The following is a 22,194-nucleotide window of genomic DNA, read 5'->3' on the forward strand; positions in this document are numbered from 1 at the left end:
CGCTCACGCCCGTTCAGCGGGCTTCAACGGGCTTCAGCAGGCGGACCTGCCCGCGTGCAGCGCGAGCGCGGTGTGGGCGCCCAGCGTGGCCGTGAACTGGCCGGAGCCGTTCACGGTCACCGGCCTGTTGCCCTGGACGTCGCAGTACGTCCCGGCCGGCAGCGAGGTCTGGTAGGTGCGGGTCAGCGCGCCCGACTCGTGGTTGACGGCGACGTAGCCCTTGCTCCCGCGTCCGAAGGCGATGGCGTCGTTGCCGTTGTCCCACCAGTTCGTGACGGCCTGCCCCCGGGTGGCGTTGCGGAAGGCGACCATCGACTTGATCTCCGGCCAGGCGTGCTGGCACTTCCAGCCGTCCTGCCAGCAGGCGTTCACCCGGCCGCCGTTCGGCGGTCCGGCGTCGTGGTCGGTGAACTCGTAACCGGAGTTGATGTCGGGGGCGCCGTAGGGCCAGGCCAGCATGAAGACGTTGGCGAGGGTGTAGGTGGCGTTGTCCTTGTAGCTGAGCGTGGAGCCGTTGCGCTCGGTGTCGTGGTTGTCGACGAAGACGCCGGCCGACCCGCTGCTCAGGTAGCCCCAGCCCTCGCCGTAGTTCTTCAGGTAGGCGAGGTTCTCGTTGTTGAAGACGCGCTTGAGGTCGTACGCGTACCGGAACTCCTGGACGTCCCCGTTGCCGGTGTACTCGCCCGGCTGGACGGCCTCGCCCGCCCCGTGGATGACCTCCTGCTTCCAGTACACGCCCGGGTTGCTCAGCCGGGACTTGATGTTCGCGAGGTCGGCCGCGGGGATGTGCTTGGCCGCGTCCACGCGGAAGCCGTCGACGCCGAGGGAGAGCAGGTCGTTCAGGTACCCGGCGATCTTCCCTCGGACGTAGTCCTCGCCCGTGTCCAGGTCGGCGAGGCCGACCAGTTCGCAGTGCTGGACGTTGTGGCGGTCCCGGTAGTCGCTGATCTGCGAGCGGCAGTCGTCGAGGTCGGGCGAGGAGTACAGGCCCGGGTAGTCGTACTTGCCGTAGGAGGAGCCGCCGGTGCCGGTGCCGCCGCCCGCCGCCATGTGGTTGACCACCGCGTCGGCGACGACCTTCACGCCGGCCGCGTGGCAGGTGTCCACCATGTTCTTGAAGGCGGTACGGTCACCGAGCCGCCCGGCGATCTTGTAACTGACGGGCTGGTACGAGGTCCACCACTGCCCGCCCTGTATGTGCTCGGCGGGCGGGGAGACCTGGACGAAGCCGTATCCGGCGGGGCCGAGGGTGTTCGTGCACTCCCTGGCCACGGAGGCGAAGTTCCACTCGAAGAGGACGGCCGTGACGTCCTTGGTGCCCGGTGGGGAGGCCTGGGCGCCAGTCGGGTTCATGACAACAGCGGCCGTCGCGAGCGCGAGGGCCACCGTGAGGGATCTGCGTGCCATATGGGGGTTCCTTCTTCGTTGAAGGCTCTTGCTGCAAACTTCAGCAAGATTTCGGTGACGCAGATGTTAAAGGCCCGCCACCCGAAAGGGCAGCGGGCCGTACGGAATTGAACGGGTTTTCTTCCTGACGGGCCGTCAGGACTGTCGGGGCACCCGCGTCAGGCCGTCGTCCACCACGCCGTGGTGTCCGCCGGCACCCTCGCCCCGCCGTCCGTCTCGGTCACCTCGCCGCTGGCCAGCAGCAGCCGCCCGTACGCGGGCACCGCCACCGGCTCGCCGGTGGTGTTGGCGACGCACACGAACTCGCCGCGCCGGAAGGCGACGACGCCCTCGGGAGCGCGCAGCCACTCCACGGCGTCGCCCGCGCCCAGGTCGGGCTGCTCGCGGCGGATCTCCAGGGCGGCGCGGTACAGCTCCAGCGTCGAGCCGGGCCGGCCGGTCTGCGCCTCGACGCTCAGCTCGCCCCAACCCGCCGGCTGCGGAAGCCAGCTGCCGCCGTCGCCGAAGCCGTACGACGAACCCGTGCGCGTCCAGGGGATCGGCACCCGGCAGCCGTCGCGGAAGCCGTCCTGGCCGGCGCCCCGGAAGTACGCGGGGTCCTGGCGCACCTCGTCGGGGAGGTCGACGACGTCCGGCAGGCCCAGCTCCTCGCCCTGGTAGACGTAGGCCGAGCCGGGCAGCGCCAGCATCAGCAGGGTCGCGGCACGGGCGCGGCGCAGGCCCAGGTCGCGGTCGCCGGCCAGGCGGATCTGGGTGCCGAGGCCGGGCGGGTTGGCGAAGCGGGTGGCGTGCCGGGTGACGTCGTGGTTGGACAGGACCCAGGTGGCGGGGGCGCCGACCGGGCGCATGGCGTCCAGCGTGCGGTCGATGACCGTGCGCAGCTCCTCGGCGTCCCAGTGGGTGCCCAGGTACTGGAAGTTGAACGCCTGGTGCAGCTCGTCGGGGCGGACGTAGTTCGCCGTGCGCTCGACGGTCGGGGTCCACGCCTCGGCGACGAAGATGCGCTCGCCCGAGTACTCGTCGAGGATGAGGCGCCACTGGCGGTAGATGTCGTGGACGCCGTCCTGGTCGAAGAACGGCATGACATCGTTGCCCAGCAGCTTCAACTGCTCGTGTGATCCGAGGTCGGGCAGGCCCTCGGCCTTCACCATGCCGTGCGCGACGTCGATGCGGAAGCCGTCCACGCCCATGTCCAGCCAGAAGCGCAGGATGGAGCGGAACTCGTCGCCGACGGCCGGGTGCTCCCAGTTGAAGTCGGGCTGCTCGGGGGCGAACAGGTGCAGGTACCACTCCCCCGGCGTGCCGTCGGGCTCGGTGACCCGGGTCCAGGCGGGGCCGCCGAAGATGGACTCCCAGTCGTTGGGCGGCAGTTCGCCGTTCTCACCCTTGCCGGGGCGGAAGTGGTAGCGCTCCCGCAGGGGGGAGCCGGGGCCCTCGGCGAGCGCGCGCCGGAACCACTCGTACTGGTCGGAGGAGTGGTTCGGGACCAGGTCGACGATGATGCGCAGGCCCAGCGCGTGGGCGTCGCGGATCAGCGCGTCGGCGTCCAGCAGGGAGCCGAACATGGGGTCGACGGCCCGGTAGTCGGCGACGTCGTAGCCGGCGTCGGCCTGCGGCGAGGCGTAGAAGGGACTGAGCCACACGGCGTCCACACCCAGGTCGCGCAGGTACGGCAGGCGGGTGCGGACACCCTCCAGGTCTCCCATGCCGTCGCCGTTGCTGTCGGCGAAACTGCGCGGGTACACCTGGTAGATGACCGCGTCCCGCCACCAGTCGCGGCGCGCCGTCGCGGTGGCGGTGGCGGAGGTGGGGGCCGGTGCGGCGGAAGGCTGCTGGCTCATGGCGTCCTTGGTCTGTGTGACAGAGGTCTGGTCGGGAAGGCGTGGGTGGGGTGACCGGCCGCGGTGCCGCGGGGTCGGATAGCACCGCGGCCGGACGTTTCCCGGCGGGGCGTCAGCCCTTCGTGCCGCCGGCGGTGAGGCCGGTCACCAGGTTCTTCTGCACCAGGTAGAAGAACGCGGAGACGGGGATCGCGACGAGTACGGCGGTGGCCGCCATCAGGTGGCGCTGCGCGTCGTGCTCGCTGACGAAGCTCTGCAGACCGACCGCGAAGGTGTACTTCGTGTCGCTCAGCATGAACGTCGAGGCGAAGGCGACCTCACCGAAGGCCGTGATGAAGCTGTAGAAGCCGGCCACCGCGAGGCCCGGCCGGGCCAGCGGCAGGATCAGCCGGAAGAAGGTGCCGAAGGGGCTCAGTCCGTCGACGCGTCCGGCCTCGTCGATCTCGAACGGGATGGTGTCGAAGTAGCCCTTGAGCAGCCAGGCGCAGTACGGCACCGCGGTCGAGCAGTAGACGAGGATCAGGCCGAGGTAGCTGTCGACGAGCTGGAGCCGGGACAGGATCTGGTACATCGGCACGATCAGGACGGCGATGGGGAACATCTGGGTGACCAGCAGCACCCACATGAGCTTGCGGTAGCCGGGGAAGCGCATGCGGGAGACCGCGTAGCCGGTGGTGGCGGCGACCATGACGCCGATGACCGTGGTGCCCAGCGAGACGATCAGCGAGGACTTCAGCCAGTCGAAGAAGTTCGTGTGCTGGAGCACGAACGCGTAGTTGTCGAAGGTCATCTTCGACCAGATGCGCTCGGGGTGCAGGTAGTCGTTCTTGTCCGGGCCGAGGGAGAGGTAGACCAGCCAGGCGACCGGGAAGAGCGCGATGAGGCTGGCGACGGTCAGGACGCCGTGCGAGGCGAGGGAGGCGGCGCGGCTGCGTTCGCCGCGGGAGCGCACCTTGCGCGGCGGTGCGGCGGGCGCGGTGACCGGGTCCGCCGTGGCCCGGGTCGGCGTGGTGGTTGTACTCATGGCGGCTCCTGCCTCAGATCGCGAGCTGCTGCTCATTGCGGTTCAGCCAGCGGCGGTAGAAGGAGGTGAAGACGATCAGGATGGCCAGCAGCAGGATGCCGTAGGCCGCGGACTGCGCGAAGTCGCGCGGCTGCTGTCCGAAGCCGAGCTGGTAGGCCCAGGTGACGAGGATCTGCGCCTCGGGGGCGGTGTTGCCGAACAGCAGGAAGATCACGGCGAACTGGTTGAAGGTCCAGATGATGCCGAGCAGGACGACGGTGGAGCTGACCGACCTGAGGCCGGGGAGGGTGACGTAGCGGAACCGCTGCCAGGCGCTCGCGCCGTCCATCTCGGCGGCCTCGTACAGGCTGTTGTCGATGGACTGCAGGCCGCCGAGGAGCGAGACCATCATGAACGGCACACCGCACCAGGTGTTCACCATGATCGCGGAGAACCGCTGCCAGAAGGTGTCCTCCAGCCACGCGGGGCTCGGCAGGTGCAGCCAGTCCAGGGCGGAGTTGATGATGCCCTCGTCGGCGAGCATGAAGCGCCAGCCGAAGACGGTGACGAAGGTGGGCACGGCCCACGGCAGGACCAGGACCAGCCGGTAGAAGGTGCGGCCGCGCAGCTTCTGGTTGAGCAGCAGGGCGAGGCCGAGGCCGATGAAGAAGTGCAGGCCGACGCAGACCGCCGTCCACACGATGGTCCAGATGAAGTGCGACCAGAACCGGTCGTACGCCGTCGGGCCCCACAGGATGTCGGCGTAGTTGTCCAGGCCGACGAACTTGTAGGTGGCCTCGATCTCGTTGACGCCGATGGTGCGCGCGCTGTTGAGGCTGTTGGCGTCGGTGAGGGTGAGGTAGAGGCCGTAGCCCAGCGGGTACAGCACGAGGACGCCGATCACGACGGCCACCGGCGCGATCATGGCGTAGGCGTACCAGTGCTTCTGGTAGCCGTCTTTCAGACGCCGGCCAAGGCCGGGCCGCGGGGTGCGGTCACCGCGGCGCTTGCCGGTCGCGCGGTCGATGGCGACTGTCATGGTTCGACACCTTCGGGAGCATCGGGACGAGCGGGACGATCAAGGGGTACGGCGCCGAGGGGTGGGGCGCACAGGCCGGTGGCCGCCGGGTCCCCTCCCCCCTCGGGGGACCCGGCGGCCGCGCGGACTCACTTGCTGAAGTCCGGCACCAGCTTGGCGATCGCGGTCTCGGCGTCACCGAGGCCGTCGTCCAGGGACTTCTTGCCGCCGGCGATCTGGGGCAGCTCGTCGTCGAGCGGCGTCCACAGGGAGCTGTACTCCGGCAGCGCCGGGCGCGGCTGGGCGGCGGGCAGGACCGTCTGGTAGCCGGCGATGCCCGGGTCGGCCTTGACCTTGTCGGTGTAGGCGTCGTCGCGGGTCGGCAGCGTGGAGTTCTTCAGGGCGACGGTCTCCTGGGACTTCGCCGAGGTCATGAAGTTGACGAACTTCAGGGCCGCTTCCTGCTTGGCCTGGTCCGAGCCGGCGTACACCGACAGGTTGTGGCCGCCGGTCGGGGCGCCCGCCTTGCCGGTGGAGCCGGCCGGGACGGTGGCGATGCCGAGGTTCTTCTTGTCCTTGAACGCGGAGCCCTTGTAGAAGTTGGTGATCTCCCACGGGCCCTGGATGATCGAGGCGACCTTGCCGCTGACGAACGCCTCCTGGATGTGGGCGTAGGCGTCGGCGGTGACGTCGGCCTTGTGCAGGCCCTTGCCGTCGAAGAGGCTCAGCCAGGTGCCGTACGCCTTCTTCGCCTCGGGCGAGTTGACGGTGATCTTCTTGCCCTCGGCGTCGACCGTGTCGGTGCCCTCGCCGTACAGGAACGGCTGCGCGTAGTAACCGGCCGTGGAGGCCCAGTAGCCGTCGGCGCCGGTCTTGTCCTTGATGGTGGCGGCGGCCTTCTTCAGGTCGTCCCAGGTCTTGGGGACCTCGACGCCGGCCTTTGCGAACAGTTCCTTGTTGTAGACGAAGGCGAGGGTGTCGGTGACCAGCGGGACGCCGTAGGTCTTGCCCTCGTACTTGGCCTGCTCGATCAGGTTGGGCTGGAACTTGTCCTGGTCGGCGAGGGCCTCGGTGCCGTCCAGCGGCAGGAAGAAGCCCTTCTTGGCGAAGGCGGGGGTCCAGCCCACCTCGGAGCGCAGCACGTCGGGGGCGCCCTTGGAACCGGCGGCGGTGTCGAACTTGTTCTGCGCCTGGTCGAAGGGGACGTTGACGTAGTTGACCTTGACGCCCTTGTTGGCGGCCTCGAACTCCTTGACCAGGGCCTTGTAGGTCGGCGCCTCGTTGGTCGCGTTCGAGGTGTCCCAGTAGGTGATGGTGACCGGTCCGCCGGACTCGCTGTCGCTGCCGCCGTCCCCGCCGCAGGCCGTCGCCGCGAGGGCGAGGGACGCCACCAGAGCGGTGGCCGCTATGCCACGCCGCATGAGTTCTCCTTGAGGGTGAAAGCCCGTGTGTGCAGGGTGCGGGCCCGTCCGCCGCGCCCTGCCGACACCGACCGCGTCGTTGCCGCCGTCGGGCGACGTGAACGTAACAGCGTTGTAAGCGGCGCGAAAGGTCTTGCTGCAAAAAAGTGCAAGAGATCTCCGAAGTTATCCGGACGTGACCTTCCGGCGACCGTCGCGAGACGCTTGTTTACAGGGGTGGAGCGGTATCGGGCCGGTTGTGCAAGACTCTGCAAGCTCTTGCCGCCACTTTCCTGAGGGAGCGCGATGACGCAGCAGCCCGCACCGGGCCGTCCAACGGGCCGCCCACGGCGCCCGATCGGTGTGCAACGGGGCGGGCGACAGGTACAGTCCACCCCTGTGACCACACGGCTTGCCGACATCGCTGCCCAGGCGGGGGTGAGCGAAGCGACCGTCAGCCGCGTCCTCAACGGGAAGCCGGGCGTCGCCGCCACCACCCGCCAGTCCGTGCTCGCCGCCCTCGACGTGCTGGGCTACGAGCGCCCCGTCAGGCTGCGGCAACGCAGCGAGGGTCTGGTCGGCCTGATCACCCCCGAGCTGGAGAACCCGATATTCCCGGCGCTGGCGCAGGTCATCGGCCAGGCGTTGACCCGCCAGGGATACACGCCGGTCCTCGCCACCCAGACCCCGGGCGGCTCCACCGAGGACGAGCTGACCGAGATGCTGGTCGACCGGGGGGTCGCCGGCATCATCTACGTCTCCGGTCTGCACGCCGACACCACCGCCGACATGCAGCGCTACGAACGGCTGCGCGCGCAGGGCGTGCCGTTCGTCCTCGTCGACGGCTTCTCCTCGAAGGTGCAGGCGCCGTTCATCTCCCCCGACGACCGGGCCGCGATGAGCCTCGCGGTCACCCACCTCGTCTCGCTCGGCCACACCCGCATCGGGCTGGCCCTCGGGCCGAAGCGGTTCGTGCCCGTGCAGCGCAAGATCGAGGGCTTCGTGCGCACCGTCCAGGAGCAGCTCGACCTGAGCGCCGAGACCGTGGAGAAGGAACTCGTCCAGCACTCCCTCTACACCCTGGAGGGCGGCCAGGCGGCGGCCACCGCGCTCATGGAGCGCGACTGCACGGCGGTGGTCTGCGCCAGCGACATGATGGCCCTGGGCGCCATACGGGCGGCCCGGCAGCAGGGGCTGGACGTGCCCAAGGACATCTCGGTCGTCGGTTTCGACGACTCGCCGCTGATCGCCTTCACCGACCCGCCGCTGACGACCGTCCGCAAGCCGGTCCCGGCGATGGGCCAGGCGGCGGTGCGCACGCTGCTGGAGGAGATCGGCGGAACGCCCGCGCCGCACAGCGAGTTCGTCTTCATGCCGGAGCTGGTGGTGCGCGGGTCCACGGCGTCGGCGCCGGGCGAGCGGAACCGGCACTGAGCGCCGGCCTCGGCGGCGGTCATCCCCTAGTGGCCGGATGCGGGCCGCATCGTCCGGGGGGATGATCGGTGGGACAGGGCTTTTCTGGCAGACTTCATGCCTATGGGTGACGCGACCGTGAGGACTCCGGAACGGCTGGAAGAGGCCGTTCCGCGCCCCGTCACGGAGGTGACGGGGCCCGGTCTCCTGCACCGGCTCCGGGCACCCCGCCGGCCCCGGCTGTGGTTCGAGATCCTGCTGATCGCGATCAGCTACTGGACGTACTCCCTCATCCGCAACGCGGTGCCCGAACAGCGGGGGCAGGCGCTGCGCAACGCGGACTGGATCTGGCGCGCCGAGCAGCAACTGGGCATCGCCGTCGAGCAGTCCGTCAACCATGCCGTGAACTCGGTGACTTGGCTCGTCGTCGGCATGAACTACTACTACGCCACGCTGCACTTCGTGGTCACTCTCGGTGTGCTCGTGTGGCTTTTCCGCAGTCATCCGGGCCGCTACGGAGCGACCCGGCTGGTCCTCTTCGCGACGACGGGCGTCGCCCTGGTCGGCTACTACCTGTATCCGCTCGCCCCGCCCCGCCTGATGAACGGCGGGCACTTCATCGACACGGTGATGGTCCACGAGACGTGGGGGTCGATGGCGTCCGGGGACCTGAAGAACATGTCGAACCAGTACGCGGCGATGCCCTCGATGCACATCGGGTGGTCGGTGTGGTGCGGGCTGACGATCTTCGCGCTGGCCTCGGTGCCGTGGGTGCGGGTGCTGGGGCTGCTGTATCCGACGCTGACGCTGGTGGTGATCGTGGCGACCGCCAACCACTTCTGGCTGGACGCGGTGGGGGGTGTGCTGTGCCTGGGGTTCGGCTACGCGGTGGCGGGGGTCTGGTACGGGGCGTTGCCGCACGCGCTGCCGCGGGGGGTGCCGGGGGGTGAGCGGCGGCGGAGGGTGTGGCTGCGGGGGCGGGTTTAGGGGGCGCCCGGCGTTGATGCTGAGGGGTGGGTCGCGCGGCCCGGCGTAGCGGGGTGCCGCTGCGCCCACCCGTGCCGCCCCTGGGAGTACCTCCCAGGCCGTTCAGGCACTGGGGGAGGCACGACTGCCCGCAGCTGGGGGGGGGAGCGCTAGGCGTAGAAGAGGTCTTCTACCACCGCTCGTGCTCTTCGGGCCGTGCGGCGGTATTCGTCCAGCATGTCGCCCGCGTGGCCCGGTCCGTGGCCCAGGTAGCGGCCGACCGCCGCCAGCTCGCGGGGGTCCGTCGGGAAGGTGTCGCCGGCCCGGCCGCGGACCAGCATCACCGCGTTGCGGACGCGGGCCGCCAGGACCCACGCCTCGTCGAGGGTCGTGGCGTTCTCCTCCGAGATCAGCCCCGCCGCGCACGCGGCGGCCAGCGCCTCGCGCGTCCGGGTGGTGCGCAGCGCCGGCTCCGTGTGCCCGTGCCGCAGCTGGAGCAGCTGCACGGTCCACTCGACGTCGGACAGCCCGCCCGGCCCCAGCTTGGCGTGCAGCTTGGGGTCCGCGCCGCGCGGCAGCCGCTCGGACTCCATCCGGGCCTTGAGCCGCCGGATCTCCCGTACGGCGTCCTCCCCCAGCCCGTCCGCCGGGTACCGCAGCGGGTCGACCAGCTCGGTGAAGCGCCGGCCCAGGTCCGCGTCGCCGGCGACGAACTCGGCGCGCAGCAGCGCGTGCCGTTCCCACACCAGTGACCAGCGCCGGTAGTACGCCTCGTACGACTTCAGGGTGCGCACCAGCGGCCCGGACTTGCCCTCGGGCCGCAGGTCGGCGTCGATGAGCAGGGGCGGGTCGGCGCTCGGCACCTGGAGCAGGCGGCGCATCTCGGAGACGACCTTGTTGGCCGCGTCCGACGCCTCCCGCTCGTCGACCCCGTCGCGGGGCTCGTGCACGAAGAGCACGTCCGCGTCCGAGCCGTAGCCCAGCTCGTGTCCGCCGAACCGGCCCATGCCGATGACCGCGAACCGGGTCGGCAGGGTGTCGCCCCAGCCCTCCCGCACGACCGCCCGCAGCGTCCCCGCCAGCGTCGCCGCCGTCAGGTCGGACACGGCGCCGCCGACCCGGTCGACCAGGGCGCCCGGGTCGGCCTCGACGGGCCGGGCCTCGGTGCCGTAGGAGCCGATGATGTCCGCGGCGGCCGTGCGGAACAGTTCCCGGCGCCGGACACCGCGCGCGGCCGTGACCGCCTGCACGGCGCCGTCGGCGCGGCGGACCGCGGCGAGTATCTCCTGCTCCAGCTGGGCCCGCCCGCGCGGTGCCAGCCCCCCGGCGTCGCCGTCCCCGAGCAGCGCGACCGCCTCGGGCGCCCGCATCAGCAGGTCGGGGGCGAGCCGCCCGGCGGAGAGAACCCGGGCGAGGTTCTCGGCGGCGGCGCCCTCGTCCCGCAGCAGCCGCAGGTACCAGGGGGTCTGGCCGAGCGCGTCGGAGACCTTGCGGAAGTTGAGCAGTCCGACGTCCGGGTCGGCGGAGTCGGCGAACCAGCCGAGCAGCACGGGCAGCAGGGTGCGCTGGATGGCCGCCTTGCGGGTGACGCCGGACGCCAGCGCCTCCAGGTGCCGGAGCGCGGCGGCCGGGTCGGCGTACCCGAGGGCGACCAGCCGCTCCCGGGCGGCCTCGGGGCTCAGCCGGGCCTCGCCGGGCGCGAGCTGGGCGACGGCGTCGAGCAGGGGCCGGTAGAACAGCTTCTCGTGCAGGCGGCGTACGACGGAGGCGTGCCGCTTCCACGCGCGCAGCAGCCCGGGGACCGGGTCGGTGCGCAGGCCCAGGGAGCGGCCGAGGCGGCGCAGGTCGGCCTCGTCCTCGGGCACGAGGTGGGTGCGGCGAAGCCGGTGGAGCTGGATGCGGTGCTCCATGGAGCGCAGGAAGCGGTACGCCTCGTCGAGCTGGGCGGCGTCCGCCCGGCCCACGTACCCGCCCGCGGCGAGGGCCTCCAGGGCGTCCAGCGTCGTGCCGCTGTGCAGGGAGGTGTCGGCCCGCCCGTGCACCAGCTGGAGGAGCTGGACGGCGAACTCGACGTCCCTGAGGCCGCCGGGGCCCAGCTTGAGCTGGCGGTCGACCTCGGCGACGGGGATGGTCTCCACCACCCGGCGGCGCATCTTCTGCACGTCGGGTACGAAGTTCTCGCGGTCGGCGGCCTGCCAGACCAGGGGCTGGAGGGCGGCGACGTACTCGGCGCCGAGGGCGGGGTCGCCGGCCACCGGGCGGGCCTTGAGCAGCGCCTGGAACTCCCAGGTCTTGGCCCAGCGCTGGTAGTAGGCGACGTGGCTGCTGAGGGTGCGCACCAGGGGGCCGTTGCGGCCCTCGGGGCGGAGGTTGGCGTCGACGGGCCAGATGGAGCCCTCGACGGTGGTCTCGGAGCAGATCCGCATCATGTGCGAGGCGAGCGAGGTCGCGGCCCGCAGTGCCTTGGCCTCGTCGGCCCCGTCGACGCCCTCCGCGGGCTCGCCCACGAAGATCACGTCGACGTCGGAGACGTAGTTCAGCTCGTGTCCGCCGCACTTGCCCATCGCGATCACCGCGAGCCGGCACAGCGCGGCGTCGCCGGGCGCGGCGGCCTCGGCGAGGGCGAGCGCGGCGCGCAGGGTGGCGGTGGCGAGGTCGGCCAGCTCGGCGGCGGTCTCGGCGACGTCGATGGTGCCGCACACGTCGCGGGCGGCGATGGACAGCAGGCAGCGCCGGTAGGCGACGCGCAGGGAGACGGGGTCGTCCGCCTCGGCGAGGCCGCGTTCGAACTCCGCGACGCCGCGGTGCAGGTCACGGGGCTCGTAGGTGACCAGCGCCTGCCAGTCCCCCGCGTGCCGGGCGAGGTGGTCGGCGAGCGCCTCGGAGGCGCCGAGGACCCCGAGGAGGCGGTCGCGCAGCGGCTTGGCGGCTATCAGGGTGTCGAGCAGCTCCCGGCGGGCGGTGGGGCCCGGCTGCGCCTCCAGGAGCCGGACCAGGCCGTGCAGGGCGAGGTCGGGGTCGGCGGTGGCGCCGAGCGCCTCCAGCAGCACCGGGTCGTCGCGGACCGGGGCCAGCTCGCCGCCGTCCAGCAGCCGCTCGGCGGCCGAGGGATCGGTGAAGCCGTGCCGCAGCAGCCGCGTGAAGGTACTGCTCCTGCGCCCCGGCGCCGTCATCTCGGCCTCCTGCCAGCACTGTCGTCCCGTCGGAACGCCGGGACGTCGGATCAAGGTCGTACGGCCCGAGCGTAACCGGGCGGCGGCGTGCGGGCGCCGGGGCGTACCGGCTTCGGTCTCCGGTGGCCGCCCGAGGACTCGTACGATATCTTGTACAAGCCGCGAAGGGAGGCACCGGTATGTCCATCACCGCCAGCGAAGCCCGTCAGAACCTGTTCCCGCTGATAGAGCAGGTCAACGAGGACCATGCCCCGGTGCACATCACCTCCCGCAAGGGAAACGCCGTGCTGATGTCGGAGGAGGACTTCACCGCCTGGACGGAGACGGTGCACCTCCTGCGGTCCCCGAAGAACGCCCGCCGTCTGCTCGACTCGATCGCGGAGGCCGAGGCCGGCGAGGCCCGGCACCGCGAGTTGATCGACCCGGACGCGGAGCGGGCGTGAGGATCGCTTTCACGTCGCACGGCTGGGAGGACTACGTCCACTGGGCCGAGAGCGACCGGAAGGTGACCAGACGGATCAACAAACTGATCACCGACATCGCCCGCGACCCGTTCAAGGGCATCGGCAAACCGGAACCGCTGAAGGGCGACCTGTCCGGCTACTGGTCCCGCCGCATCGACGACACCCACCGACTGGTCTACAAGCCGGCCGACGACGAATTGATCATCGTCCAGGCCCGCTACCACTACTGACACCTGCTGCTGCTGACAGACATCGTCATCGACAAGGAAGTCGAAGGAGTCACGTCATGGACTTCACCCTCGAAGTGATCCCGCTGCCCGTGAGCGACATCGACCGTTCACGGGACTTCTACCGGGACAAGGTCGGCTTCCACGTCGACATCGACCAGGAGGTCATGCCGGGGATGCGCATCGTCCAGCTCACGCCGCCGGGCTCGGGCTGCTCGATCGCCCTCGGCGACGCCATCTGGGACATGACGCAGGGCCAGACCCGCCCGGAACCCGGCTCCTACCAGGGCCTCCAGCTCTGCGTCGCCGACATCAAGGCGGCCCACGCGGAGCTGGTGGGCCGCGGCCTCGAGGTCTCCGAGCCGGTGCAGTACTCCCCGGACGACGGCGCCACGTTCATGTACTTCAAGGACCCCGACGGCAACGGCTGGGCGGTCCAGGAGTACCGGCGCAGGGCGACGGAACCGCTGCACCACGTACTGGCGGAGCAGAAGCGGGACGGCTAGCCGCGCCCCGCCCGGCCGCCGCGCCCGCCCGGTCGCCGGTCCGGGTCAGCCCCGCTCCCGGTCAGCCCCGCTCCCGCCAGCGGTTGGTGACCGGGAGCCTGCGGTCCTTGCCGAAGCCCTTCGGCGAGATCTTGGTGCCCGGCGGGTACTGGCGCCGCTTGTACTCGGCGGTGTCGACCATGCGCAGGGTCTTCGCCACCAGCTCGCGGTCGTACCCGGCGGCGACGATCTCGTCCGCGCCCCGGTCCCGGTCGACGTACAGCTCGAGGATCGCGTCCAGCACCGGGTAGTCCGGCAGCGAGTCCGTGTCGACCTGGCCCGGGCGCAGTTCGGCGCTGGGCGGCTTGGTGATCGAGTTCTCGGGGATCGGCGGGGTCTCGCCGCGGGCCGCGGCGGCGCGGTTGCGCCAGGTGGCGAGGCGGAAGACGGACGTCTTGTACACGTCTTTGATCGGCCCGTACGCGCCCACCGAGTCGCCGTACAGCGTCGAGTAGCCGACAGCCAGCTCCGACTTGTTGCCGGGGGCGAGGACCAGGTGGCCCTCCTGGTTGGAGACCGCCATCAGCAGCGTGCCGCGCAGCCGTGACTGGAGGTTCTCCTCGGCCAGCCCGGTCAGGCCCAGCGCCCCCATGTACGCGTCGAACATCGGCACGATCGGCACGGTGCGGTAGTCGAGCCCGGTGCGCCGGGCCAGCTCCGCCGCGTCGTCCTTGGAGTGCTCGGAGGAGTACGCGGACGGCATGGAGAGGCCGTACACGTTCTCCGCGCCGACCGCGTCGCAGGCGAGGGCCGCCACGAGGGCGGAGTCGATGCCGCCGGACAGGCCGACGAGGACGGAGCGGAAGCCGTTCTTCACGACGTAGGCGCGCAGGCCGGCCACGAGGGCCGCGTAGACCTCCTCGTCGGCGTCCAGCCGCTCGGCGTGCCCGCCGGACCGCCACGGCCCATCGGTGGCGGGCGCCGGTTCCTCCGACAGCACGACCCGGTCGACGCGCAGCCCGTCGTCCACCACGCCGGTGGGGGCGGCCGGGTCGGCGGCGGGCAGGTCGAGGTCCAGCACCACGCACTCCTCGGAGAACTGCGGCGCCCGCGCCAGCACCTCCCCGTCCCGGTCGACGACGATCGAGTCGCCGTCGAAGACCAGCTCGTCCTGCCCACCCGTCATGGCGAGGTAGGCGGTCGTGCAACCGGCCTCCTGGGCGCGCTTGCGGACCAGTTCCAGGCGGGTGTCGTCCTTGTCGCGCTCGTACGGCGAGGCGTTGACGGAGAGCAGCAGTCCGGCCCGCGCCGAGCGCGCCGCCGGGACCCGGCCGCCGTCCTGCCACAGGTCCTCGCAGATGGCGAGGGCCACGTCGACGCCGCGCACCCGCACCACCGGCATGGTGTCGCCGGGCACGAAGTAGCGGAACTCGTCGAAGACGCCGTAGTTCGGCAGGTGGTGCTTGGCGAAGTTCAGGGCCACCTCGCCGCCGTACAGCACGGCCGCCGCGTTCTGCGGGGCGCCGGCCGGCTGGCCGTACATCGGCCGGGCGGTCGCGGAGCGGTCGAGGTGGCCGACGACCACCGGCAGAGCGCCGAGGCCCTCGTCGGCGAGGCGCGCGGCGAGGGAGCGCAGGGCGGCGCGGGACGCCTCCACGAAGGACGACCTGAGGGCCAGGTCCTCGACCGGGTACCCGGTCAGCACCATCTCGGGGAAGGCGACCAGGTGCGCTCCCTGTCCGGCGGCGTGCCGGGTCCAGCGCAGGACCGACTCGGCGTTCGCGTCGATGTCGCCGACGGTGGAGTCGATCTGGTTCAGGGCGAGTCGTAGGCGGGGCACGCGGCCAGTGTAATCGTCAGAACGACACAATGGGGTGACGTACCGGTTTCCGCCTCATGTCCGCGGCTTCGCGCCCCGCTCGGCCAGCAGGTCCGCCATCAGCCGGATCTCCGACTCCTGCGACTCCGCCATCCCCCGGGCCAGCCGCCTCTCCACGCCGACCACGCACTTCTCGACGCACCCGCCGGCCATGTGGACGCCGCCCTTGTGGTGCTCGGTCATGAGCTGGAGGTAGTAGACCTCGGCCCGCCTGCCGTCCAGGGTGCCCAGCTTCTCCATCTCGGCGTCGGTGGCCATCCCCGGCATCAGGGAGCCCTCCCCCTTCGACGGCATGCCGCCCATCCCCATCCAGGTCATCGGCGGGTCGGACGACACCTTCGGCAGCCCCCACAGGTCGAGCCAGCCGATCAGCATGCCGCGCTGGTTGGCCTGGGTCTGCGCGATGTCGTACGCGAGTCGCCGCACCTCCTCGTCCTCGGTGCGGTCGCGCACGATGTACGACATCTCCACGCCCTGCTGGTGGTGGACCGCCATGTCCCGGGCGAACCCGGCGTCCGCCGAGTCGGCCGTGGGGACCCGGTCCGCGCCGTCGTCCCCGGCGACGGCATAGGTGATGGCGCCGGCCGCCACGAGGGCCGCGGCGGCGGCCCCCGCGATCCAGCCGGCCCGTTTCGGTGTCACTGGGAGAGCCCGTTGGTGCACGCGGCCCCCGGCTCGGGGGTCTGCTCGCCCTGGACGAACTTCTCGAAGAACTTGTCCACGTCCGGGTCGTCCGCGCCCGTCACGGTGCGCTGGTGGCCCCAGGCGGAGAGCATGATCGGGTCCTGCTGCCCGTCGACCGGGCTCATCAGCGAGTACGGCGTCTTCTTCACCTTCTCCGCCAGCTTCTCGACGTCGGCCTTCGGCGCCTTGTCGTTGTACGTCACCCAGACCGCCCCGTGCTCCAGCGAGTGCACCGCGTTCTCGTTGTTCAGGGGCTTGGTGTAGACGTCGCCGTCGCAGTTCATCCAGACCTGGTTGTGGTCGCCGCCGACCGGGGGCTCGGCCGGGTAGGACACCTTCTTGGCGACGTGGTTGCGGGACAGCGTCCCCTTCCAGGTCCGCACCCCGTCCTTCCCGGCGACGAACTCGCCGGAGGTGCTCTTGCCGTCCGACGCCGTGGTGTCGTCCGAGTCGTCGGACTGCGACCGGACGAGGACCACCCCGCCGACGACGAGACCGACGACGACCACGGCACTCACCGCGATGGTGAGGATCCGGTTCCGGCGCTCGCGGGCCTCCTCGGCACGCCGCATCTCGGCTATCCGCGCCTGGCGCGCCGTGTTGCTGCTCTTCTTGGCGGAACCCATGGGGTGAGCCCTTCTGGGAAAAGGGGGGCGGTGGAGTCGCCTGATCGTAAGGGCGAAGGGGGCCTCGTTCGTAGGGTGATCACAGGATCTGTCGCCTCGGAACCCCAGGAATGGCCCGATCGAACAGGTGGCCTCTACTCTGCGGGGAGGGCCGGTGGGCCCCACGAGGCCCGCAACGCGCACGAAACCGTGCTGTGGTGTGATGCTCGGGTGCCCGACCGCCTTCCGCCGTACCGGAGACAGGCGGCCTGACCAGCAAGGATGGGGAAGCGGAAGATGGACAAGCAGCAGGAGTTCGTGATCCGGACGCTGGAGGAGCGCGACATCCGGTTCGTACGGCTGTGGTTCACGGACGTACTGGGCTTCCTCAAGTCCGTCGCCGTGGCCCCGGCGGAGCTGGAGCAGGCCTTCGACGAGGGCATCGGCTTCGACGGCTCGGCGATCGAGGGCTTCGCCCGGGTCTACGAGTCCGACATGATCGCCAAGCCGGACCCGTCGACCTTCCAGGTCCTGCCGTGGCGCGCGGAGGCCCCCGGCACGGCCCGCATGTTCTGCGACATCCTCATGCCGGACGGCTCACCGTCCTTCGCGGACCCGCGCTACGTGCTCAAGCGTGCCCTGGCCCGCACCTCCGACCTGGGCTTCACCTTCTACACCCACCCGGAGATCGAGTTCTTCCTGCTGAAGGACAAGCCCGTCGACGGCAGGGTGCCCACCCCCGCCGACAACTCCGGGTACTTCGACCACACCCCGCAGAACATCGGCATGGACTTCCGCCGCCAGGCCATCACCATGCTGGAGTCGATGGGCATCTCGGTGGAGTTCTCCCACCACGAGGGCGCCCCCGGCCAGCAGGAGATCGACCTGCGCTACGCCGACGCGCTCTCCACCGCCGACAACATCATGACGTTCCGCCTGGTCATGAAGCAGGTGGCCCTCGAACAGGGCCTCCAGGCCACCTTCATGCCGAAGCCGTTCTCGGAGTACCCCGGCTCGGGCATGCACTCCCACCTCTCCCTCTTCGAGGGCGACCGCAACGCCTTCTACGAGTCCGGCGCGGAGTACCAGCTCTCCAAGGTCGGCCGCTCCTTCATCGCGGGCCTGCTGCGGCACGCGGCGGAGATCTCGGCGGTCACCAACCAGTGGGTGAACTCCTACAAGCGCATCTGGGGCGGCAGCGAGCGCACCGCCGGCGCGGGCGGCGAGGCGCCCTCCTACATCTGCTGGGGCCACAACAACCGCTCGGCCCTGGTCCGCGTCCCCATGTACAAGCCCGGCAAGACCGGCTCGGCCCGCGTCGAGGTCCGCTCCATCGACTCCGGCGCCAACCCGTACCTGACGTACGCCGTCCTCCTCGCCGCCGGCCTCAAGGGCATCGAGGAGGGCTACGAACTCCCGCCGGGCGCCGAGGACGACGTCTGGGCCCTCTCCGACTCGGAGCGCCGCGCGCTGGGCATCGAGCCCCTCCCCCAGAACCTCGGCGAGGCCCTCGCCCTGATGGAACGCAGCGACCTGGTCGCCGAGACCCTCGGCGAGCACGTCTTCGACTTCTTCCTGCGCAACAAGCGCCAGGAGTGGGAGGAGTACCGCTCCCAGGTCACGGCCTTCGAGCTGCGGAAGTCGCTGCCGGTGCTGTAGTGCTCCCACGGGGGACGAGTGGGGCCGGCGGTCGAGCGACCGCCGGCCCTTTGCCGTGGACGCGGAACATTCCTGGGACCTGCACACCGTTCATCGCACGGTCGCACGGCGGGGGCGTGGCGGCGGCGTACGGGCGGGCCGGGCGTTTCGGGGGCCCGGGAAAGGGACGGTTACCGGTGGGTAGCGTGAAGACGCGGGCCCTTTCCCCGACCGCACGCACACACAGATGGACGCGGGGGCGAACCCGCAAGGGCGGGCGCTGGGCCGGTCGTTCGGCACCGTGCTTGGATCGGTGCGCGGCACGCCGGTCAACGGCTCCGGACTCCCCCGACTCCGTACGCCGGGCGGGCGTGCCTCACCGCTCCGATTCCCCCGCACGAAAGGCAGGACCTGCCATGAACCTCGTCCCCCAGGTCGAAACGGCCCACCTCTCCGACGCGGACCTGGACCAGGTGTCCGGCGGCACCCTCGGCATCGACGCCGGCGCGGCCGTCATCACGTCCGGCCGCGGCGTCGGCGCCGGTCTCCACGCGGAGGCCGGCCCGTTCGCCCTCACCGCCGGTCTCGGCGCCTCGCTGACGCACGGCCAGGCGCACACGACCCGCGTCTGACCCGCGCGGAACCGGCGCGGCCCCGCTCAGTCCGCGCCGGTTCCGGCCACGAACCCCGCCCAGGCCGCCCGCGTGACGGCGAGGCGGGGGCCGTGGGGGCGCTTGGAGTCGCGGATGTGGATGGCGGCGGGGGTTATCGCGACCTCGACGCAGTCGCTGGGCTCGCTGGTGTCGCTGTAGCTGCTCTTGAACCAGGCCAGGTCGGCGAGGTGTACGGATGTGTCCTTGCGGCTCATGTCTCCCCCAGCAGTTGTTCGATGAAGGCCACTGACTCCCGGGCGGACAGGGCCTCGGCCCGGATACTGCCATAGCGCAGTTCGAGGACGCGCAGCTGCCGGGGATCGGTGACGGGCCGACCGCCGAACATGTCGTCGGCCCGCCCTGCCGCCGTACCGTCCTCGAACTTGAGCACCTGCATCCGCCCGCCTCCCGGATGGTCCCCGCGAGACGTCGGCATCACCTGGATCTCCACGTGCCGCAAGCGCCCGACGTCCAACAGGTGCTCGAGCTGCCGCCGCAGAACCATCACGCCCCCCACGGGACGCCTGAGGGTGGCCTCTTCCTGGACGAAGCTGAGTTCAGGGGCCGGGACCCGTTCGAGCATCGTCCTGCGGCCCATGCGCGCGGCGACGGCGTTCTCCACCTCGTCCTCGGTGAGGGCGGGCCGTCGCCTGCCGAGGAGTGCGCGCGCGTACTCCTCGGTCTGGAGCAGCCCGTGCAGGCTGTAGCTGCCGTACGAGAGCGACTCGACGGCTCGCGCCTCCAGCTTCGCCAAGTCCCGTACCTGCTTGGGGTACCGGACCTTCTTGACGTCCTCCCAGGCGGCGGCGATGAGTCCGCCCGCATGCAGTACCTGGTCCGCCTTCTCCAGGTACTCCCGGCGAGGAATCCGCTTCCCGCCCTCGACCTTGTAGACCAGGTCCTCCCCGTACCCGACCGCCACCCCGAACTCGGCCGCCCGCATCCCCACCGCCTCGCGCCGCAGCTTCAGCTGGCGACCCACGGTGGTGATGACGGCCACGCCCCACTCGTCGTCCGGGTCGACCTCCCACCCCGGCTCGTCCGCCTCTCCGCCCACCGACATCCGCACCCCTCCTCGTACGCGTCGTATCGCGACGGGCGACACCGTAGGGCCCAGGACTACGCCCGGGGGCCGGAATGCGGTTGCGCGTACGCCTACGGGTGACGGTCGAGCGGCGAGGAGGGGTGCCGTTCCTTCCAGGCGACACCGAGGGAGGGATAGAGGCGGCATTGCCAAGGACCTCTTGGTACACGAGCTGTACCATCAAGCTATGGTTCTGAAGCGCACCAACGTCTACGCCGAAGACACCGACCTCGCGCTCATCAAGGAGGCCGCCGCCCGCCTCGGCGTCGCGGAGGCGGAGATAATCCGCGAGGGCATCCACCGCATCGCACTGGCACACCGGGCCTGGGACGAACCGTTCGTCTCCGACGAGGAGACCTTCGATCTCGGCGGCCCCGTGGAACAGGACGAGATCCGGACCGCGGTCACGGAAGGGCACGCGGAGCGCGAGCGGCGGAACCGGGGCCGCGCCGCGTGATCGCCGTGGCCGACACCTCCGGCCTCCTCACCCTCTTCAACCGCTCCGATCCGGACCACCACGCGGCCAGGAAGGCCGCCGACGCGTGCGGTTTCCTCGTCGCCACCCCGCTCGCGCTCACCGAGGTGCATCAGGTGGCGACCAGCCGGGCCGGGCGCCCGGTCGCGGACGCCATCCTGCGTTCCCTGACCACGCGGATACGGCAGATGCGGCTCGTCCTCGCGCCGTCCACGCCCGAGATCCTGGACGCGGCCTTGGCGGTACGAGCACGGTACGCGTCACTCGATCTGGATCTGGTGGACGCGGTCAATGTGGCCCTCGCCGCCGAGTACGACACGGATGCCGTGCTGACGAGGGACCTGCGCGACTTCCGGGCCGTACGGCCGCTGGGCGGGCGGTACACGTGCTTCCGGATCCTCCCCGACGACCTCTGACGGCGGTGACGGCGCCCGCGCGGTGAGACGGGCGGTGTCAGCGGCGTACCGCCTCCGCCGCCTCCGGCACATGCCCCGCGACCACGCGCTCGCGGCCGGCCCCGGCGGCGGCGACCCGGCGGCGGTCCACCGCCCATGCCGCGCCCGCGACGCCCAGGCCGAGTACCGCCAGCCCCGCGCCCGCCGTCGCCGGGGACGTGGCGCCGAAGCCCGCCGCGAGGGCGAGGCCGCCGATCCAGGCGCCGCCGGCGTTGGCGAGGTTGAAGGCGGCCTGGTTGGCCGAGGAGGCCAGGGACGGGGCCGCGGCGGCCTTCTCCATGACCATCAGCTGGAGGGGCGAGCCGGTGATGAAGGCGGCCATGCCGAGCAGGGCCACGGCGAGGGCCGCGCTGACCTCCGTGCGCATGAGGAGCGGGAAGAGGGCGAGGACGACGACCAGCGAGGCGAGGCCGCCGAAGAGGGTGCCGCGCAGGGAGTGGTCGGCCAGCCGCCCGCCCAGCAGGTTGCCCGCGGTGGCGCCGACGCCGAAGAGGGCGAGCAGCAGCGTCACGCCGGCCTCGGCGAAGCCGGCGGAGTCCGTGAGCATCGGGGTGATGTAGCTGTACGCGGAGAAGAGCGCGCCGAAGCCCGCGACGGTCGTGCCGAGGGCCAGCCAGACGGGGACGGAGCGCAGGGCGGCCAGTTCGCCGCGCAGGCCGGCGGCGGGGGCGGGGGCGTGGTCGCGGGGGATCAGCGCGGCCAGCGCCGCTATCGCCGCGACGCCGATCGCGCTCACGCCGAGGAAGGTCGCCCGCCAGCCGAGCTGCTGGCCCATGGCGGTGGCGGCGGGGACGCCGACGATGTTGGCGACGGTGAGGCCCAGGAACATCAGGGAGACGGAGCGGGCCTTGCGTTCCGGCGCGACCATGCCGGTGGCGACCACCGCGCCGACGCCGAAGAAGGCGCCGTGCGGCAGGCCGCTGACGAAGCGGGCGGCGAGGAGGGAGACCTCGCCGGGGGCGAACGCGGACAGCGCGTTGCCGGCCACGAAGAGCGCCATCAGGGCGATGAGGACCGTGCGGCGGGACATCCGTGCCGTCGCCGCGGCGAGCAGCGGGGCGCCGACGACGACGCCGAGGGCGTAGGCCGAGACCAGGTGGCCGGCGCTGGGGATCGAGATGTCCAGGTCGTCCGCGACGTCGGGCAGCAGGCCCATCATCACGAACTCGGTGGTACCGATGCCGAAGGCGCCCACGGCAAGGGCGAGCAGGGCCAGGGGCATGAAGGGTCTCGCCTTTCGAGAGCGGAGGTGTGCGTACGGGGACCGTTCGCTATGTTCCCGTACGGAACAAAGTCTCTCAGGGCGAGTATTCCGTCAGGTGAC

At 71.2% G+C, this 22,194-nt stretch carries 21 protein-coding genes; 9 read left to right on the top strand and 12 right to left on the bottom strand.

The genetic code is table 11. The features are described from left to right. Window positions 1-33 precede the first annotated feature (33 nt). The 5 genes from ACFIF2_RS18315 to ACFIF2_RS18335 all read right to left on the bottom strand — a co-directional run bounded on the left by ACFIF2_RS18315 (window position 34) and on the right by ACFIF2_RS18335 (window position 6,690). Window positions 34-1,407, bottom strand: a complete 1,374-nt coding sequence (locus tag ACFIF2_RS18315) for an alpha-amylase family protein (RefSeq protein WP_395573822.1) — start codon at window positions 1,405-1,407, stop codon at window positions 34-36. A 158-nt stretch (window positions 1,408-1,565) separates the two neighbouring features. Next, window positions 1,566-3,248 carry a glycoside hydrolase family 13 protein gene (locus tag ACFIF2_RS18320; RefSeq protein ID WP_395573824.1) on the bottom strand — a complete coding sequence of 561 codons (1,683 nt, stop codon included), beginning with the start codon at window positions 3,246-3,248 and terminating at the stop codon, window positions 1,566-1,568. 112 nt (window positions 3,249-3,360) lie between these two features. Next, the gene (locus tag ACFIF2_RS18325) at window positions 3,361-4,272 is read right to left on the bottom strand and encodes a sugar ABC transporter permease (protein ID WP_395573826.1); all 912 of its coding nucleotides are present in this window, start codon (window positions 4,270-4,272) and stop codon (window positions 3,361-3,363) included. 13 nt (window positions 4,273-4,285) lie between these two features. Continuing rightward, complete coding sequence (locus tag ACFIF2_RS18330) at window positions 4,286-5,290, bottom strand: carbohydrate ABC transporter permease (protein ID WP_395573828.1); 1,005 nt, start codon at window positions 5,288-5,290, stop codon at window positions 4,286-4,288. Window positions 5,291-5,418: 128 nt separating this feature from the next. Continuing rightward, the gene (locus ACFIF2_RS18335; RefSeq protein WP_395573830.1) at window positions 5,419-6,690 is read right to left on the bottom strand and encodes an extracellular solute-binding protein; all 1,272 of its coding nucleotides are present in this window, start codon (window positions 6,688-6,690) and stop codon (window positions 5,419-5,421) included. 378 nt (window positions 6,691-7,068) lie between these two features. Between ACFIF2_RS18335 and ACFIF2_RS18340 the strand changes: the two genes are divergently transcribed. Both ACFIF2_RS18340 and ACFIF2_RS18345 read left to right on the top strand, forming a co-directional pair. After that, window positions 7,069-8,103 carry a LacI family DNA-binding transcriptional regulator gene (locus tag ACFIF2_RS18340; protein ID WP_395573832.1) on the top strand — a complete coding sequence of 345 codons (1,035 nt, stop codon included), beginning with the start codon at window positions 7,069-7,071 and terminating at the stop codon, window positions 8,101-8,103. 102 nt (window positions 8,104-8,205) lie between these two features. Then, window positions 8,206-9,069 (top strand): phosphatase PAP2 family protein, encoded by an 864-nt coding sequence (locus tag ACFIF2_RS18345; protein WP_395573834.1) that lies wholly within the window; start codon window positions 8,206-8,208, stop codon window positions 9,067-9,069. A 149-nt stretch (window positions 9,070-9,218) separates the two neighbouring features. Here ACFIF2_RS18345 and ACFIF2_RS18350 read toward each other — a convergent pair whose 3' ends face one another. Further along, window positions 9,219-12,221, bottom strand: coding sequence for a bifunctional [glutamine synthetase] adenylyltransferase/[glutamine synthetase]-adenylyl-L-tyrosine phosphorylase (locus tag ACFIF2_RS18350; protein WP_395573836.1), 3,003 nt, complete (start codon window positions 12,219-12,221; stop codon window positions 9,219-9,221). Window positions 12,222-12,400: 179 nt separating this feature from the next. Between ACFIF2_RS18350 and ACFIF2_RS18355 the strand changes: the two genes are divergently transcribed. From ACFIF2_RS18355 to ACFIF2_RS18365, 3 genes are read left to right on the top strand one after another with little or no spacing between them, the layout of a single operon-like run. Beyond that, window positions 12,401-12,664, top strand: coding sequence for a type II toxin-antitoxin system Phd/YefM family antitoxin (locus ACFIF2_RS18355; RefSeq protein ID WP_019326160.1), 264 nt, complete (start codon window positions 12,401-12,403; stop codon window positions 12,662-12,664). Next, window positions 12,661-12,915 carry a Txe/YoeB family addiction module toxin gene (locus ACFIF2_RS18360; protein ID WP_395573838.1) on the top strand — a complete coding sequence of 85 codons (255 nt, stop codon included), beginning with the start codon at window positions 12,661-12,663 and terminating at the stop codon, window positions 12,913-12,915. Before ACFIF2_RS18355 ends, ACFIF2_RS18360 begins: the two co-directional genes overlap by 4 nt. 56 nt (window positions 12,916-12,971) lie before the next feature. Further along, window positions 12,972-13,418 carry a VOC family protein gene (locus ACFIF2_RS18365; RefSeq protein ID WP_395573840.1) on the top strand — a complete coding sequence of 149 codons (447 nt, stop codon included), beginning with the start codon at window positions 12,972-12,974 and terminating at the stop codon, window positions 13,416-13,418. A 61-nt stretch (window positions 13,419-13,479) separates the two neighbouring features. Here the strand turns inward: ACFIF2_RS18365 and ACFIF2_RS18370 are convergent, their stop codons facing one another. Genes ACFIF2_RS18370 through ACFIF2_RS18380 form a run of 3 tightly spaced genes read right to left on the bottom strand, consistent with a single transcriptional unit; the run spans window position 13,480 to window position 16,586 of the window. Continuing rightward, complete coding sequence (locus ACFIF2_RS18370) at window positions 13,480-15,237, bottom strand: NAD+ synthase (RefSeq protein WP_395573842.1); 1,758 nt, start codon at window positions 15,235-15,237, stop codon at window positions 13,480-13,482. A gap of 54 nt (window positions 15,238-15,291) precedes the next feature. Further along, complete coding sequence (locus ACFIF2_RS18375) at window positions 15,292-15,918, bottom strand: DUF305 domain-containing protein (protein ID WP_395573844.1); 627 nt, start codon at window positions 15,916-15,918, stop codon at window positions 15,292-15,294. After that, window positions 15,915-16,586: a DUF3105 domain-containing protein gene (locus tag ACFIF2_RS18380; RefSeq protein WP_395573846.1), complete on the bottom strand. Its 672-nt coding sequence runs from the start codon at window positions 16,584-16,586 to the stop codon at window positions 15,915-15,917. The genes ACFIF2_RS18375 and ACFIF2_RS18380 overlap by 4 nt, the downstream gene beginning before the upstream one ends. A 276-nt stretch (window positions 16,587-16,862) precedes the next feature. Between ACFIF2_RS18380 and glnA the strand changes: the two genes are divergently transcribed. Both glnA and ACFIF2_RS18390 read left to right on the top strand, forming a co-directional pair. Next, entirely contained in the window at window positions 16,863-18,224 is a 1,362-nt protein-coding gene (gene glnA, locus ACFIF2_RS18385; RefSeq protein WP_395573848.1) for a type I glutamate--ammonia ligase, read from the top strand. Between the two features lie 395 nt (window positions 18,225-18,619). After that, the gene (locus ACFIF2_RS18390) at window positions 18,620-18,835 is read left to right on the top strand and encodes a hypothetical protein (protein ID WP_395573850.1); all 216 of its coding nucleotides are present in this window, start codon (window positions 18,620-18,622) and stop codon (window positions 18,833-18,835) included. A 26-nt stretch (window positions 18,836-18,861) separates the two neighbouring features. Here ACFIF2_RS18390 and ACFIF2_RS18395 read toward each other — a convergent pair whose 3' ends face one another. After that, window positions 18,862-19,071 carry a DUF397 domain-containing protein gene (locus tag ACFIF2_RS18395; RefSeq protein ID WP_395573852.1) on the bottom strand — a complete coding sequence of 70 codons (210 nt, stop codon included), beginning with the start codon at window positions 19,069-19,071 and terminating at the stop codon, window positions 18,862-18,864. Then, window positions 19,068-19,919 carry a helix-turn-helix domain-containing protein gene (locus ACFIF2_RS18400; RefSeq protein ID WP_395573854.1) on the bottom strand — a complete coding sequence of 284 codons (852 nt, stop codon included), beginning with the start codon at window positions 19,917-19,919 and terminating at the stop codon, window positions 19,068-19,070. The genes ACFIF2_RS18395 and ACFIF2_RS18400 overlap by 4 nt, the downstream gene beginning before the upstream one ends. A gap of 208 nt (window positions 19,920-20,127) precedes the next feature. On the opposite strand from ACFIF2_RS18400, the gene ACFIF2_RS18405 reads away from it, so the two are divergent. Beyond that, on the top strand, window positions 20,128-20,397 hold the full coding sequence (locus ACFIF2_RS18405) for a hypothetical protein (RefSeq protein WP_395573856.1): 270 nt from the start codon (window positions 20,128-20,130) through the stop codon (window positions 20,395-20,397). Further along, window positions 20,394-20,831 carry a type II toxin-antitoxin system VapC family toxin gene (locus tag ACFIF2_RS18410; RefSeq protein WP_395573858.1) on the top strand — a complete coding sequence of 146 codons (438 nt, stop codon included), beginning with the start codon at window positions 20,394-20,396 and terminating at the stop codon, window positions 20,829-20,831. Before ACFIF2_RS18405 ends, ACFIF2_RS18410 begins: the two co-directional genes overlap by 4 nt. Before the next feature lie 37 nt (window positions 20,832-20,868). On the opposite strand, the gene ACFIF2_RS18415 is transcribed toward ACFIF2_RS18410, so the two are convergent. Continuing rightward, complete coding sequence (locus tag ACFIF2_RS18415; RefSeq protein ID WP_395573860.1) at window positions 20,869-22,092, bottom strand: MFS transporter; 1,224 nt, start codon at window positions 22,090-22,092, stop codon at window positions 20,869-20,871. Between the last annotated feature and the right edge of the window lie 102 nt (window positions 22,093-22,194).

It is taken from the genome of Streptomyces sp. BK79 (assembly GCF_044142145.1).
Lineage (GTDB): Bacteria > Actinomycetota > Actinomycetes > Streptomycetales > Streptomycetaceae > Streptomyces.